Raw genomic sequence first — 14,589 nt, forward strand, 5'->3', positions numbered from 1 at the left:
TAGCGAAAATGCAACCGAAAACTTTCCCAACAATCAAAACTCAACAAGCAAGGAAGTACTTTCATGTTTTCACCAACTTCTCCTATCTCGGCCTTGAAGCGAAACTCTAAAAAGACCTTCGCGCTGCCGTTGATTGCAGCGCTCCCACTCGCTGCGGTGGTCGCCTGTTCTTCTTCGGAGGAGGCGTCGCAGCAGCCGTCGTCAAGCGAAACTGCGACGAACAAGCAGGCGCAGTGGCCGCGGACTGTGACCGTCGGCGACCACGACGTTACGGTGCAGAGCCAGCCGAAGCGCATCGTTGCACTGTCGACCGAAGTTGCGGATCTGGCGCTGGAACTGGTTGGGCCAGAGCGTGTCGTCGCGGTGACGAAGAACGCGCTCGATGAGACCTCTGGTAATCAGGTTGAGCTGGCGCGTCAGGTGCCTAATGCAATTGCCAACTCCACGAAGCCGGATCCGGAGCAGATTCTGTCCTATGAGCCGGACATGGTGTTGATGACTAGCCGCCATGATCAGGAGCAGTCGGCAAGCAAGCTGCTGGGCGCCAGCGATGTTCCGACCGCTGCGTTTTCCAGCAGTGAATTCGCTTCGCCGAAGGCGCTGGCAGAATCGGTGACCACGCTCGGCAAGTTGCTGGGAGCCGAGGACAAGGCGGCCGAAATGGTTGCCAAGATTGAATCGGAAACCGAAGAGATTCTCTCGGGAATTGATTCCACAACTAAGCCAAAAACGCTGGTCCTGTTTGCCCGCGGTGGTCAGAAGATGATTATGGGAATGCAGTCGGCGACGACGAATCTCGTTGAGCTGGCCGGTGGCGAGCCGATTTCGCCAAAGGGCAAGCGCCCGGGTGCCGTTCCCGCTGATCCGGAGACAATTGTGCAGCTCAATCCGGATGTCATTTTGATTCAGGATTTCCACGGACAGGGCAAGGCTCCATTCCAGGAGTTGCTGGATAATCCGGCGCTTGCCGACGTCGCTGCGGTCAAGAATGATCGAGTGCAACTGATCGATGCGAAGACGACCTCTGGCACCGCCGGTATGCACATGCCCGATGGACTGCGTGAGATCGCTGACGCGCTGGCTAAATAGAAAATAGGTTTTCACGTCGCTATGTGGATTCATGAAGCACTGACTTCGCCTCCCCGCGGAATGCACTGGGTTTTGTTATCCAGCTGGGGGCGCAGCTTTTTCTTCGCTCTCAGTGCTGTGTCTCTTGGACACGCGCTCGATGCTCTCAGCAGTTTGCACGGCGGTATCACAGACACCAGTGGCGGCAATTGGTTTGGGGATTGGGGGCTTCATGAATCCCTGGCCGCTGCAATTGTGGCGGTCATTCTGGGAAGCCTCTGTGCTTATGTCACCGAGGCCCTGCCACCACGGCTAGCTGGTGAGCAGGAAAAGCTGTGGCGCTGGCATGTGGTTGGCAGTGTGCTGAAGCCGGAGTTTTCTGCTCCTGAACAGGCCCCGAAGCACGCACATGGAAAAGGGCACGGTGGCGGGAAATCCGGTCACGCACACCGAAGCGCCTCTAACACTGGCGAGGGCCTACTCTTCGATGCAGCGACCACAAGCGTCGAACAGACCGCGAATTACCGAGCCACATTTCTCGCTCCCACGTTGGCCTCGTTTAGTGCTCCACTGATCATTTTGGTGGTCTGGGCTTTGTGGGTGGATACGAAAACCGCCTTGTGGCTGGCACTATTTTTCATTTCCACGCCGTTGATCATTATTGGTGCTGGAAAAATCCTGCGGAAATCCAATACGACGTATCGCCGAAAGCAAGCGAAGGCCACACATGCGTATTTGGAAATGCTCGAAGGGCTGGGCACATTCAAAGTTCTTGGAGCAATTGACCGGGTCATGGCACGTTTTGCCAGCCAAACTCGCACTGCGATGGCTGAGCTCACTGCCCTGCTCGCCCGCAATCAGCTGATGATTATTGTCAACGATGCGGTTTTTGGAATTGCAATGTCGACTACAGCAATCGGCCTTGTCCTGCTGCGTTTACAGGCCGGCGCAATCAGTGTCGGCACGGCTCTCGCAGGTGTTTTTCTATCCGTTCTGCTCTACGAGCCCGTTAATCGTGTCGGCCGAACCTTCTACATCGGACTCGGTGGACGCACCCATCGAGATGGAATTGTGGAGATGTTCGGTGAACCTCCAGCTGAAGCGTCCACAACCGCGACAGCGCATTCCACCGATGCCTCCGCACCGCAGGCACCGCACGTACAGCACGCACCGGAGATTTCCTTTCGCGATGTCAGCGTTGACATCGGCGAAAAGCGCATTCTCTCCGATATCAACCTGACAATTCCAGCCGGCAGCAGAGTCGGCATCGTTGGCCCCAGCGGTTCCGGAAAAAGCACACTCCTGCGTGTACTCGCAGGCCTGCAGCCGCATTCCGGGGAAGTCTCCCTCGACGGCCACGCGCTTTCAACCCCGGAGTTGCTCGCCAACTCGCTACTCATCTCCCAGCAACCAGCCATTTTCGGCACCACCGTCGCGGACAATCTTCGCATCGCATGCCCGGACGCAACGGCCGTCGATATGCGAAAAGCACTTCGCGACGTGCACTTACTCACCGAAATCGAGCAGCGCCCTGGTGGTCTCGATTCGGAGGTCGGCGATCAGGGCAATTGGCTCTCGGGCGGGCAACGACGCCGCCTGACCATTGCGCGTGGTCTGCTCGGTACTGCTCCGATTGTGCTTCTCGACGAGCCGACAGCGGACATCGATCGTCGGACGGAAGGTCTCATCAAGGAGTCCTTGACCCGCCTCGCTGAAGGTCGCACGAGCATCATGGTGGCTCACCGAATGGAAGCACTATCGGACGTTGACCTGGTCATTGTCGTTGCCGAAGGCCGAATCGTGGCTGTGGGCGAACCCGACGAACTGAGCACAAGCAATGAGTACTACGCACGGGCGCTGACCGAGGAGAGCTGATATGAACAACATGATCTGGTTGCTGCGCTTTTCCGCACAGGCTCGCGGGGCGCTCAGTGCATCTGTCCTCGCACGCGTGACTGGACACATTCTGGGCGCATTGATGCTGGCCGTGCCTGCCTGGGCAATTGCCACAATTGCGCTGTCGAGGTGGGACGCAACCGACTCGTCGCAAAACATGGGCATGCAGTGGACGTGGGCGGTCATTGGCGTGATTGCAGGGCTGGCGCTGCTGAAAGCGATTCTGCGGTATGTCGAGCAGTACCTCGGACATTTGGCGGCATTTCGGCTGCTCGGCGAGCTGCGACTGTGGATCGTCGAGCACCTTATCCCGCAGGCGCCCGCGATAACCGATGGGCTGGGTACTGCCAGGATTCACACGATTGCGATTCGTGATGTTGACCGTGTGGAAGTCCTCTTTGCGCACACAATTGCGCCCGCGGTGACGGCCGTATTAATTCCTCTGCTGGCGGTCGTGACAGCGGCATTAACGGCCGGAGCACCGCCTACGATTGCTCTGGCACTGACCTTTGCGGTTGGCTTTGTGATTGCGCTCGCAGGCTCTAAGAAGGCGACGACGGAGGCCTCCGCAACGAACTCCACACGCACGGAAATTGCGCAGTATATCGCCGATACACTGCGACTTCGGGAGGAAATCCTCATCTACGGCGCAGCCGAGCAGCGACTGCGGGGACTGCGCGAGCTCGACGAGCAGCTCACCCAGAAGATGCGTGCAGGCGGCAAGCGGGCTGGACTGCGCTCTGGTGCGACTGGGCTTCGGATTTGGGGCGGCAGCATCGCTGTCTTTTGTGCTGGTATCCCGGCTCTTTCCGCCGATTACCGAATGCTCCCTGCCGTTTTGGTGGCGACGTCCCTGGTGGCGGGAACAGCTGCATCGATGGATTCGATCGAGCGCCTGGCGTCTTCTCTGCCAGCAGGGCTCAATGCAGTCACTCGGATTAGGGAGCTGGCCGCGCAGCCACCGACTGTGGACGAACCGCGGCAGCCGGAGCAGCTGGAGATGCCGAATCAGTTTGAATCGCGACATGCGCAGGGCGCCCGGGCCAACTCCGCCGACCCTGTCCCTGCCCTCGAACTGAGCGATGTCAGCTATCACTACCCTGGCGCCGACAGCCCGGCGCTGACCAACATCAACGTGCGCATTGCCACAGGGCAGTTCATCGGCGTCGTCGGCCCAACCGGTTCGGGCAAGTCCACGCTTTCCCGGCTAATCCAACGGCATGTCGATCCGGATGCGGGAGAGGTCATCATCAATGGTCACAATGCCCGTGATCTCGGCTCAACCAATGTCTGCCGAGCTGTTGTTGTCGCAGATCAGAATCCTTTTCTCATGGAGGCCACTGTCGCTGAGAACTTGTGTCTCGGCGCACCTGATGGCTGCGAGGTTCCCGAATCGCTGATGCACTGGGCACTCGAATTCGCTGCCATCAACCCTGCTGAGCTGCCGCTGGATAGGCCCATTGGCCGCCGCGCGCAGCGGCTTAGCGGTGGTCAGCGTCAACGTCTGGCGCTGGCTCGTACCTACTTACGCGCGGTACTTGCCGACGGTTCCGTGCCCAACGGCCCCGGTGCCAACCTCGCCGGAAAGATTGTCATTTTCGACGAAGCCACCAGCCACCAGGATCCGCTGACACAGGCTCGTATCGTCGACAATGCCCGCGCATGTGGCGCGACTTGCATCTTCATTGCACACCGGCTTCAGACTTTGACCGAGGCCGATGACATCCTGGTCATTGAAAACGGCCAGCTCATCGAACGTGGCACTTATGACAACCTCTTGAGCGCCGACGGTGCCTTTGCTCGACTTGCGCGCGCAGAGGTCTAGGCTCGGTCTAGCTCTCCGCGCTAAGACTCAGCGCTCGAATACTCGTCTAGTGATCCTCGACGAGCTTGCGAAGCCGGCCGAAGATTGCCGCGCCATCGTGGCGAATACCGTCATGCTGGAATGCATTGGTCACATGTGGTCGCAGATCTCGGTAGCAGTTGGCTGTCCCCATCGAGTAATCGAACGGTACAAAAATGTCGTCGAGATAAACCGCGGCTGCCGAGGTCGGGGCGTCGGCAAGCAAGCGCGCGGAATCATACGGTGAGCTTTCCCAGGTGTGCTGCGCCAATGTTTCCGCCTTTTCCTTGAAAGGAATGAGCGCGGGGTCTTCGTCGAATTGCCAGGGGAAGACATGCTCACCGGTGAGGTAAAACGGCTCGTCTCCTGCCGGATTGGCGTCTTCCTCGAAACCTGGAATTTCCTCGCGAATGCGGTGAGCTGCCCAATTAGTTGTGGTCTGGTCCCCGACGCCACCATAAATGGATTCGTGAATCGCAGCATATAGCGGACCGTCGGCGAAACTCACGCGGGATCCGACATCGGCTAGGAAATCAGTGCGCAATTGCTTTTCACCATTGCGAATGTGGAATGGCTCTTCCAACAAATACGCCAGATTGTGGAATCCATCTCCACGACCCAATTCAATTCCGATGGTTCGGAATCGACGAGAACTCAGACGCTCACCAGTGGGGAGAGCTTCTGCAGATTGCTCCAGGTGCGCGCAGATTTCTCGAATGCGATTCTCCACCCACGGGTATTCGCGATAAAAGCGCTCGTGGCGGGTGCGCAGCTTCCCATCTGTCGTGCGATAAAGGTCATCAGCGCCACGGTCCAGAACGGGCAAACCACCTGTGAGGTAAGCGTGCTCCACGGATTGCGGATAGCGGCTGAGATATGAAGTAATGCAAAAACCACCAAAGGACTGCCCATACAGCGACCATTTCGCAATGCTCAAATGCTTTCGCAATGCTTCCGCGTCTTCGACGATGTATTCCTGACGCAATTGTGCAAGCCGCTCGGCCGGAATATCCGCAATATTGGCCGCATCAATTCGATGCGAGCGTCCCGTGCCACGTTGATCCAAAAGAATCACGCGGAATTCCTTCAGCGCTTCGCCAATTACCCCTCTTGCGCTCACTGGACGCGGTGCCGGGAAGCCTGGACCTCCCTGCAAATAGACAATTGCCGGCGCGTCCTCATTTCCTGGCGCATAGATCTCCCTTGCGAAAAGCTCAAATGTCGCAGCATCCGCAGCCCCGGTAAAAGGATCCCAGGGAACCTCAAGGGTGTGTTCCTTAATAATGTGCCCAAAATGCCTGCTTGCAGTACTCGTCGATGCCATGTCTCTACCGCTCCTCTAATCCCTCTGGTCGTATTTCTTCATTAGCTTTGCGACGAGCAAATCGGTCGCCTCATCGTCAGCAAGAATTTGATCCAACATCTCCCGGTATTCCCGCTGCCGCAGCGCAGTATCTTCCCCGTAATCGTCATAGGAATCACCGGATAGGTCCACACCGAAATTGGATTCATCGCTTTCGTCTTGCTCTGTCTCCTGTTGTGCCGACGGAACTTCCAGATCCGCTGGGAAGTCCGCATTGAACTCCTCCAGGAATTCCTCCGCGTTGGCCTCTGCGTCGGAACGCGACACTCCCCTGTCGACCTCAGCCTGAATGCGGCGCTGCAGCGCCTTTTCCATCTGACGGTGGCGCCAACTGCGAAGGCGCGCTGGCTCGAAGCGCCGCCCCACCTCGCGGCTCTTGCCCTCTGCACGACGAGCGAGGACAGCAATCTGCGCCGCAGTGTCGTTCAGCGGTGCCCACTCAGAGCGGGCCGATACGCGCCAATTTCCCCAGTACCCCAGCAGCGAAAGCAGAATGCTGACGATGGGACCGACGACCATGGACACGGCCATAAAATCCAGATGGTGACCTCCAATGACAATGATTGCGCAGGCCACTGCGGGGATGACCGTAGGCTGATTGCCACCGAACACAGCGGGCACGCGCCCGGTAACAATGTCACGAATCATGGAACCGCCAGTGGCGGTGAAAACGCCCATCATGATGCACGGCAGGATGGGCAAGCCATACGTGACACCTTTGACCGTTCCCGTCGCGGCCCAGAGCCCCGAGACCACGGCGTCACCGTGGACCTGGACATATTCCCAGGTCTTACCTTTGAAATAGAAAAATCGCGCGATAAGTGCACCGGTGAATGCCAGGATTAGGTACTCCGGCTGACTCATGGCGGCGACAGTGCCCTGGTTGATCAGAACGTCGCGAATCATGCCGCCACCCAGTGCGGAAAACAGCGCAATAAAGAAGAACCCGATGATGTCGTAGCCTCGTTGCCGGGCGATGGTGCCACCGATGATGCCCATGAGCAGGACACCGCTGACATCGGACCACTGGTACATCGACTCAATGAGCGGATCTACTTCTGCGACGTTCATGATGTTCAAGCTTAGACGCTGCTATTTTTCAAGCATCAACGAAAGGTCGGGATACCCATGGAAAACGCTAACCCCTTTGCTTCGACACGCCCCAGTGGCAGGCTCATGCGCGGCATCGCAACTGCTTCCCGCGCGCACGATGGGCACTACCGAAAGGGATCTGGCGTTCCCTATATCAGCCATCCAATGGCGGTGATGTTGATTGCGGCGAGCGTGACTAACGACGAAGACGTGCTGTTGGCAGCCCTCTTCCACGACATTTTGGAAGACGTGCCGGAAAACTACTCACGTGCCGAGATGAAAGATGAGTTCGGGCTTCGAGTGGTTGAGATTGTCGAGGGTGTCACCAAAAATTCTTCCTTGCCCTCCTGGCAGGAGCGTGCCGATGCCTACCTGGAGCAACTTTCTCGTGGCAGCGCGGAGTCAATCATCGTGGCCGCCGCGGATAAGTTCCACAATCTCAGCCAAACTCTGGAGGATTTGGACCGCGATGGCCACGCCCTGTGGAAACGCTTTCGTTCAACTCCGAGCCAGCAATTGTGGTGGTACACGAGTGTCCGCAACGTAGTAGCCGAACGACTGCCCGACATGCCTCTGTTGGACGACTTGGACGTTCTAATTGAGCGACTCGATTCCTGGGTACAGGAGAGTTAACCTGCGATTTCCCAATCGCTTTAAACTATAAAAACATATCCAGGCATAGCCCGGAGCACTCAAGCAACGGTACAGTGGCAGCCTACGTGGCTCGGATATTGATGCCGTTATTGATGCCGCGCGACAATAAATCCGAATTTAAGTCCAGGAATACGCAAGAGGAGAAAACATTGACTTCCACTGATGCATCGTCCACAACCGAACTGCCCACTACCACTCAGCAGTGGGTTCTGGCTTCCCGCCCGACTGGCCTGCCGACTGACGAGAATTTCCGCCTCGAGACCGTCGATTTGCCAGAGCTTAACGACGGCGACATTTTGGTAGCCAACTCGGTCGCTACCGTCGATCCCTACATGCGTGGCCGTATGAACGACACCAAGTCGTACGTTCCTCCTTTTCAGCTTGACCAGCCAATGACTGGCGGCGCTGTGGGCACTGTCCTTGCGTCCAAGTCGGATAAGTTCCAGGTTGGCGACGCTGTCCGCCACTCTTATGGCTGGCAGACCAATGCTGTTATTGCCGATTCCGAGGCAACACCGGTTGACCTGAACGTTGCACCGGCTGCTGCCTACCTGGGCATCCTTGGTCTTACTGGCCTTACTGCTTACGTTGGCCTGACTGCTGTCGGAGAGATGAAGGAAGGCGACGTCGTCTTTATCTCTGGCGCTGCTGGTGCGGTCGGCTCGGCTGCTGGTCAGTTTGCCAAGCAGATGGGCGCATCCCGTGTCATTGGTTCCGCCGGCTCGGACGAAAAGGTTGAGCGCCTACTCGAACTCGGCTTTGATGCCGCCTTCAACTACAACGACGGCCCGGTTGCAGAACAGCTGGCTAAGACCGCTCCAGAGGGCATTGACTTCTACTTCGATAACGTCGGCGGCGACCACCTTGAGGCAGCCATCGGCGCGATGCGCACCTTTGGTCGTGTCGCTATGTGTGGCGCAATCTCCCAGTACAACAACACTGGAGCTCCGACCGGACCACGTAACTTGGCTCTGGCGATTGGCAAGTGCATTACTCTGCGCGGCTTCGTCTTGGGCAAGTACCTGCACCTGGCAGGTGAATTCCAGGAGCGAATGGCTCCGCAGGTCGTCAGCGGTAAGGTCGCCTACGATGTCACCACTCGCCACGGTATCGAGAACATGCCAGCTGCATTCCTCGAGCTGTTTAGCGGAGGCAATACCGGCAAGATGGTCGTAGAGTTCTAAATAACTGTCTTGTGGGGCGCCGAGACTTCCTTCAGCCTGCTCGACATAGCGACACCGACCAGTCCCATCAGCGCCAGGAAGATTAAAGCCGCCGCGGGACCGAAGCTGGCAATAACACCTGACAACGCACCGACGATGAGCAGAACAACACCCATAATGGTGTTGGCCGCTCCGACGTACTCGGTGCGCTTGTCGCCTTCTGCCATGTCAACAACATAGGTCGAACGAGCCACACGAACACCTGCGTGGACGACGGACATTGCAAAAAAACCGAGTGGGAAAATCCAGGCATTGGCACTGGTGGAAAGCCAGTGAGCACTGGCGACCAGCAGGAAAAGAACGATTGAACCGACCAGCGAAGAATAGGTCAACACCTTCTTCGAGGACTTATCCGACCAGATTCCGGCGACTTTTCCGCCAATGAGGGATGCGAAGCCGGCGGCGAGCATGAAGATACCAACGTTGGCGCTTACTCCCCCGCCACCACCATCAGCTGCTTCCAGGTCAGCACCCACCTGTGCACTTAGGGTCACAATGAACGACGTGGACAGTGCTGTGACCAGCAAGAGGCTTCGGACAATCACAAAGTCACGAAAGTTTTTATCCTCTGCAAAGAGCCGCCAGGTGTCCTTCCACCAGGTTTTATTCGGTTCTTCCTTGTCCCCCTCGTTTGTGGGCTCAACAATTCCCCGGAAAATCACAACCGCAACCACCCACGACAGTGCCGCAACAAAAATGAGGCCCGCCACGATTGGTTTGGTGACGTTGTCGCGGATGATCCACAACACCGCACCGACAATAATTGCGGCGACACCGCCCAACATCGCAGCTCGGCCACTAATCTGCCCGCGCTGTCCCTTCGGAATCGTGCGTCCCTGAACATCCTTCGAGGCCATCGAGCACAGGGCTCGGGCCGTCGCAAAGCCTGCAAGCGCGATGATGACAGCGACACCGAGCGCGGTGCCTTCCAGGAACAACGCCGCCAGACCAATCAGCGCTGCCGCGACCGCTTGCCCCAACGCGCCAGCGATCCAGACGGTGGTGCGGCGCGGGCGAGACTTCACCCACGGGGTGAGCGCAGCCTGCGGAAGCATCGAGCCAGACTCGCGCACCGGCACAAGCATGGCGATGAAGAAGCCCGGCGCACCAGCAGAATGCAGCAACCATGGCAGCAACGTCTTGGCTGCCACAATCTGGTCGCCGATATTCTGCAGACCGTTCGCCCAGACATAGCGCTTGGCGTTCGAGCGGGCATGTTTCTGCACTAGCTCTGGGTTGTCCCCTGCGTCCGTGGGTTTGGCATCTTCCGAGCTATCAGTCATGCCTTTCACGCTACCTGCCTGTAGCAACGGCGCTACCGCACGCGACCGTCTGCCCAGGCTAATCGAAGAATGAATCGCGCCTGTCCTCTCTGCCGCTACACTCGCGGGAAGAACACCTAACATCTCCAACGAAAGTAGCAATATGCCCGCTGACCTTTATCGACGTCTCTCCAACCTCGATGGCAAGAGCTACGGTGCATACAAATCTCTTCGTGGCTCCCACGACCTGCCGGACCTGAACGCGACGCTGTTCATCGACAAGGTCCAGTCCGACCCCTACGCCCCAGCATCTCGGGCACGAGTCCACATTCCGCTATCAGTGCTGGACTATCGCGGCGCATCCCGCGCACAACCGGGCAGGTTCAGCACGGCAGAGCTCGACTTATTGAACCGTCGCCTCGTGCGCGCGTTTAAGAAGTATGGACGCGGGCTGTTCATCGATTCCCCAGGTCAGCAGGTTTTGCGTCGAGCAGCTGTCGCTGAGCTCCGTGGGGATGCGCACGACGTCGATAAGCATGATGATGCCCTCCAGATCTGCCTGGAAATCCAACTGCCCGCCCGCGGCCGACGCATTCTCGGCCGTGAGGCAGCGCGTCTGATCTGTGAGGATTTGTTGGACGCGCTTGACGACGCCATCGTGAACGCACCCATCGATGCGCTCGAGGAAGCCGCGGAATTAGAGTATGACCAGCTCTTTTTACGCCGTGCGGTGGCGGACGCGGACCTGATTGGGTTTGTGGCAGACGGGTCGGTGTTGCCCCGTCAGGCGGGCAATAGCCAGCTGCCGAAGCCCGGTGCGACTGCGTTTACCTCGCCCGAATCGCTGCAGCACAGTTTTCAGCTGCCATCGGGTAAAACGGTGCACGGCATGGGCATTCCGCGGGGCGTGACGTTGATTGTCGGCGGTGGCTACCACGGCAAGTCCACATTGCTGTCCTCTCTGGTCACGGGTGTTTATAACCATGTTGCTGGCGATGGCCGCGAGTTTGTCGTCGCCGACGAGACTGCGGTTGCGCTGCGTGCCGAGGACGGCCGGGCCATCACTGGTGTGGATATCTCACCGTTTATCAACGGTCTTCCCTCCGGTGATGACACGACCCGGTTTTCCACGGCGAACGCATCGGGGTCGACCTCCCAAGCTGCGGGTCTGATGGAGGCGCTGGGTTCCGGTGCTCGAGTGCTGCTCATCGATGAGGACACCTCCGCGACTAACTTCATGATTCGTGATGAGCGTATGCGCCGACTCATCCCCGATGACCGCGAGCCAATTACTCCACTGGTCGCACGGGTCCGCGAGCTCTGGAAGGACCACGGGATCTCCACGGTTATCGTCGCTGGTGGTTCTGGTGCTTTCATCGATGTCGCGGACACCGTGATTGCTATGGATGCGTACACGCCTTACGACGTCACCGAGCGCGCCCGTGAGCTCCGAGAATCTGCCACCCCGGCTGCACCTTCGCCAGCTTTTGCGCAAATTGGTGAGCGTTTATTGCGGGCGGACTTCCCTGCCGGTGAGAGCCGTGGTGGACATGGTGGGCGTGGCGGTCGCGGTAGCGGTGCGAAACCACCTAAGCCACCGCGTGCTCGTGGTCTGGAGTTGATTCAGGTGGGCAAGGACAATCTTGACTTGCGCGCTGTCAGCCAATTGATGGATTCCTCCCAAACAGAAGCCATTGCCCGGATTCTGGGCGCCGTCGTAAAGCAGCTCGATGGGCGTACTGACCTCACCGAGCTGATTCAGCGCGAACACGAAAACTTTTGTCATTCGCTTTTCGACGCGGCAGCTGCGTCTACCAATTCTGGTCATCTGGCCGAGCCTCGTTTCCAGGAGGTTGCAGCGGCAATCAACAGACTTCGGCTCTTGCGGTAGCGAGCCGAAGGTTAGCGGGCTGCGGAACGGCACACCTGCGGCTGCCGCAACTAACTTCTTCGACGGATTTCGGCGTCGGGTCTTGACCTTGACGCGGCGTCAAACAGAAAGATGATTCCCGTGAGCAACAACGACAACGAGTACACCATCGGCGAGGCAGCTGAACTGTTGGGCGTTACCACGCGCACGCTGCGGCACTGGGATACCGTTGGGCTGCTCAGCCCGCAGTATCGCACGTGGTCCGATTACCGCCTCTACACCGATGAGGACATCGACACCGCGCTGGAGATTCTGGTCTACCGCGCCGCTGGTGTGCCGTTGAAGACTATCGGGGATTTCATCCACGGCGATTCCTCCCCGATAAGTCGGAAAGATCGTTTGCTCGCACAGCGAACTGTTCTCACCGAGAAGATCGCTGACCTGCACCACATGGTGCAGGCTCTGGACAAACTGATTGAGGAAGGACACACGATGGAAGCAAAGACGAAGGCTGAGCTTTTGGGCCGCGACTGGCAGAATCTAGAGGCCGAGGCTGAGGAGCGCTGGGGTGACACCACCGAGTGGGAGCAGTCCCAGCAGGCTCAGGAAAATATGACGGATAACGACTGGGCTGCTCTTGAGGCAGAGGCTAAGGATTTTGCCGATGCGCTTGCCGACGCTGCCGAGCGCCACGTGGAGCCAGGTTCCACTGAAGCGGCTACGTTAGTTGACCGTCACTTGTCCTCTATTACCCGCTTCTACGAGGCTGGTCGAGAAAAGCAGATTCTGCTGGCTCGCATGTACGTCGCTGATTCCCGGTTTGACCGGTATTACCGCGGCAATGCTGGCTACCTGCTGGAATTGATTGAAGCTCAGGCTCGTAAAGAAGGGATTGACCCGGCTACTGCCGAGTGGCGGTAGGTGGCAGGTGGCAGGTGGCGGGTGACGCTAGGCGGCAGGCGGTAGCCGTTCATCCAGGCCTTCCCACCCGGGCCTGAATCCGCTTAGAATTGACTCATGAAGTTCTCTCGCTCTTTCGCCGCTTTCGCCATCGGTGCCGCTACTGTGCTGGGCGCTGTTGCTGCATCTCCGGCTGTCGCACAGGCTATTGGCTGCCCTTTTGCACCAGTGCACAAGTATGAAGAACACCGTTTCTCCGGTTCTTCGACTTCAGCAGATGCTTTCAAGGTTTGGTTTAACGGTGGCGTCTACATTGAACCAATCGTCGAAACGCTGGATTTGGTTGAGCTTCAGGTTAATGACACCCAGGTCGCTCACGCTGGCGACATCATCTACAAGGATGAAGACGGCAAGTTCTGGGTGAAGTAGCCTACGCAGGAAAAACAGGGCTCAATTACAGGTCTAACCCCATGGCAGATTAACCTCATCTGAATAGGGCTATAGCGCTTAGCGTTGTGGAGTCACTGGTACTCTGTCTCGCACCTTTTGCAATTTCTGCCAAGAGCCCTCGTTTTCAGGAGTGTTCCACCATGGAAATCATCATCGTCGATTCTGAGGCCGAAGTCGCAAGCATCGCTTCGGACTACCTCGCGTACTACGCCAACAAAGGTGGAAACCTCGGTGTAGCAACAGGATCGACCCCGCTTGCGACGTATAGAGAACTGATTCGTCGCCATCGGGCTGGTGAAGTCACCTTCAAGGACTGCAGCTTCTTCGCACTCGACGAGTATGTGGGCCTGCCCATCGAGCATGAGCAGAGCTACTACCACGTGATTCACAATGAGTTTTCCGATCACGTGGATGTCGACCCGGCGCGTGTCCATATTCCCGATGGTCTCGCAGACGACATCGGCGCAGCCTGCGAGGACTACGAACGCAAGATTATCGAGGCCGGTGGCATCGACATTCAGTTGCTCGGCATCGGCACCAATGGGCATGTCGGGTTTAACGAGCCCTCCAGCTCTTTTAGTTCTCTGACCCGCATTAAGACGCTGCACCCGCAGACCGTGCTGGATAACGCCCGGTTCTTCGACTCCGCGGACGACGTGCCGTACCACGTGGTCACCCAGGGGCTTGGCACTATTTCACGTGCGGGCCATCTCCTGTTACTGGCCACCGGCACCGCAAAGGCGCACGCTATTGCCGCCTCCATCGAAGGCCCACTGAGCGTTTCTATGCCCGCGTCCGTATTGCAATTGCACCCACGGGCCACGGTTGTAATTGACCAGGCCGCAGCAAGTGAGCTGAAGAACAAGGAATACTACGAGTTCACTTATGCTCATAAGCCGCAGTGGCAGAAGGATATGTGGAAGTAGGCCTCAGCCTCCCTCCCCGCCCTGACTATTCCTCTACCTCAT

At 57.9% G+C, this 14,589-nt stretch carries 12 protein-coding genes; 9 read left to right on the forward strand and 3 right to left on the reverse strand.

The genetic code is table 11. The annotated features are described in order from the left end of the window. The first annotated feature begins 63 nt into the window (after positions 1-63). From HMPREF3042_RS09995 to HMPREF3042_RS10005, 3 genes are read left to right on the forward strand one after another with little or no spacing between them, the layout of a single operon-like run. Positions 64-1,089, forward strand: a complete 1,026-nt coding sequence (locus HMPREF3042_RS09995) for an ABC transporter substrate-binding protein (RefSeq protein ID WP_070857066.1) — start codon at positions 64-66, stop codon at positions 1,087-1,089. Between the two features lie 21 nt (positions 1,090-1,110). Continuing rightward, positions 1,111-2,943: an ATP-binding cassette domain-containing protein gene (locus tag HMPREF3042_RS10000; protein WP_070857067.1), complete on the forward strand. Its 1,833-nt coding sequence runs from the start codon at positions 1,111-1,113 to the stop codon at positions 2,941-2,943. Position 2,944: 1 nt separating this feature from the next. After that, positions 2,945-4,789, forward strand: a complete 1,845-nt coding sequence (locus tag HMPREF3042_RS10005) for an amino acid ABC transporter ATP-binding/permease protein (RefSeq protein ID WP_070857068.1) — start codon at positions 2,945-2,947, stop codon at positions 4,787-4,789. A 46-nt stretch (positions 4,790-4,835) separates the two neighbouring features. On the opposite strand, the gene HMPREF3042_RS10010 is transcribed toward HMPREF3042_RS10005, so the two are convergent. Further along, entirely contained in the window at positions 4,836-6,131 is a 1,296-nt protein-coding gene (locus HMPREF3042_RS10010; protein WP_070857069.1) for an alpha/beta fold hydrolase, read from the reverse strand. 15 nt (positions 6,132-6,146) lie between these two features. Further along, positions 6,147-7,241: a trimeric intracellular cation channel family protein gene (locus tag HMPREF3042_RS10015; RefSeq protein ID WP_070857070.1), complete on the reverse strand. Its 1,095-nt coding sequence runs from the start codon at positions 7,239-7,241 to the stop codon at positions 6,147-6,149. Positions 7,242-7,298: 57 nt separating this feature from the next. On the opposite strand from HMPREF3042_RS10015, the gene HMPREF3042_RS10020 reads away from it, so the two are divergent. Together HMPREF3042_RS10020 and HMPREF3042_RS10025 are read left to right on the forward strand one after the other, a co-directional pair. Then, positions 7,299-7,895 (forward strand): HD domain-containing protein, encoded by a 597-nt coding sequence (locus HMPREF3042_RS10020; protein ID WP_070857071.1) that lies wholly within the window; start codon positions 7,299-7,301, stop codon positions 7,893-7,895. Positions 7,896-8,065: 170 nt separating this feature from the next. Next, positions 8,066-9,100: an NADP-dependent oxidoreductase gene (locus HMPREF3042_RS10025; protein WP_188015614.1), complete on the forward strand. Its 1,035-nt coding sequence runs from the start codon at positions 8,066-8,068 to the stop codon at positions 9,098-9,100. On the opposite strand, the gene HMPREF3042_RS10030 is transcribed toward HMPREF3042_RS10025, so the two are convergent. Further along, entirely contained in the window at positions 9,097-10,422 is a 1,326-nt protein-coding gene (locus tag HMPREF3042_RS10030; RefSeq protein ID WP_246822419.1) for an MFS transporter, read from the reverse strand. The genes HMPREF3042_RS10025 and HMPREF3042_RS10030 overlap by 4 nt on opposite strands. A 142-nt stretch (positions 10,423-10,564) precedes the next feature. Between HMPREF3042_RS10030 and HMPREF3042_RS10035 the strand changes: the two genes are divergently transcribed. From HMPREF3042_RS10035 to nagB, 4 genes are all read left to right on the forward strand, one after another. Next, a complete protein-coding gene (locus tag HMPREF3042_RS10035; RefSeq protein WP_070857072.1) occupies positions 10,565-12,292 on the forward strand; it encodes an ABC-ATPase domain-containing protein in 1,728 nt (575 codons plus the stop codon). Between the two features lie 111 nt (positions 12,293-12,403). Further along, positions 12,404-13,192, forward strand: coding sequence for a MerR family transcriptional regulator (locus tag HMPREF3042_RS10040; RefSeq protein WP_070857073.1), 789 nt, complete (start codon positions 12,404-12,406; stop codon positions 13,190-13,192). A gap of 96 nt (positions 13,193-13,288) precedes the next feature. Next, positions 13,289-13,600: a hypothetical protein gene (locus tag HMPREF3042_RS10045; protein WP_070857074.1), complete on the forward strand. Its 312-nt coding sequence runs from the start codon at positions 13,289-13,291 to the stop codon at positions 13,598-13,600. A 161-nt stretch (positions 13,601-13,761) separates the two neighbouring features. Beyond that, complete coding sequence (nagB, locus tag HMPREF3042_RS10050) at positions 13,762-14,547, forward strand: glucosamine-6-phosphate deaminase (RefSeq protein ID WP_070857075.1); 786 nt, start codon at positions 13,762-13,764, stop codon at positions 14,545-14,547. The last annotated feature ends 42 nt before the right edge of the window (positions 14,548-14,589 follow it).

It is taken from the genome of Corynebacterium sp. HMSC074C05, assembly GCF_001838325.1.
Taxonomy (GTDB): domain Bacteria; phylum Actinomycetota; class Actinomycetes; order Mycobacteriales; family Mycobacteriaceae; genus Corynebacterium; species Corynebacterium amycolatum.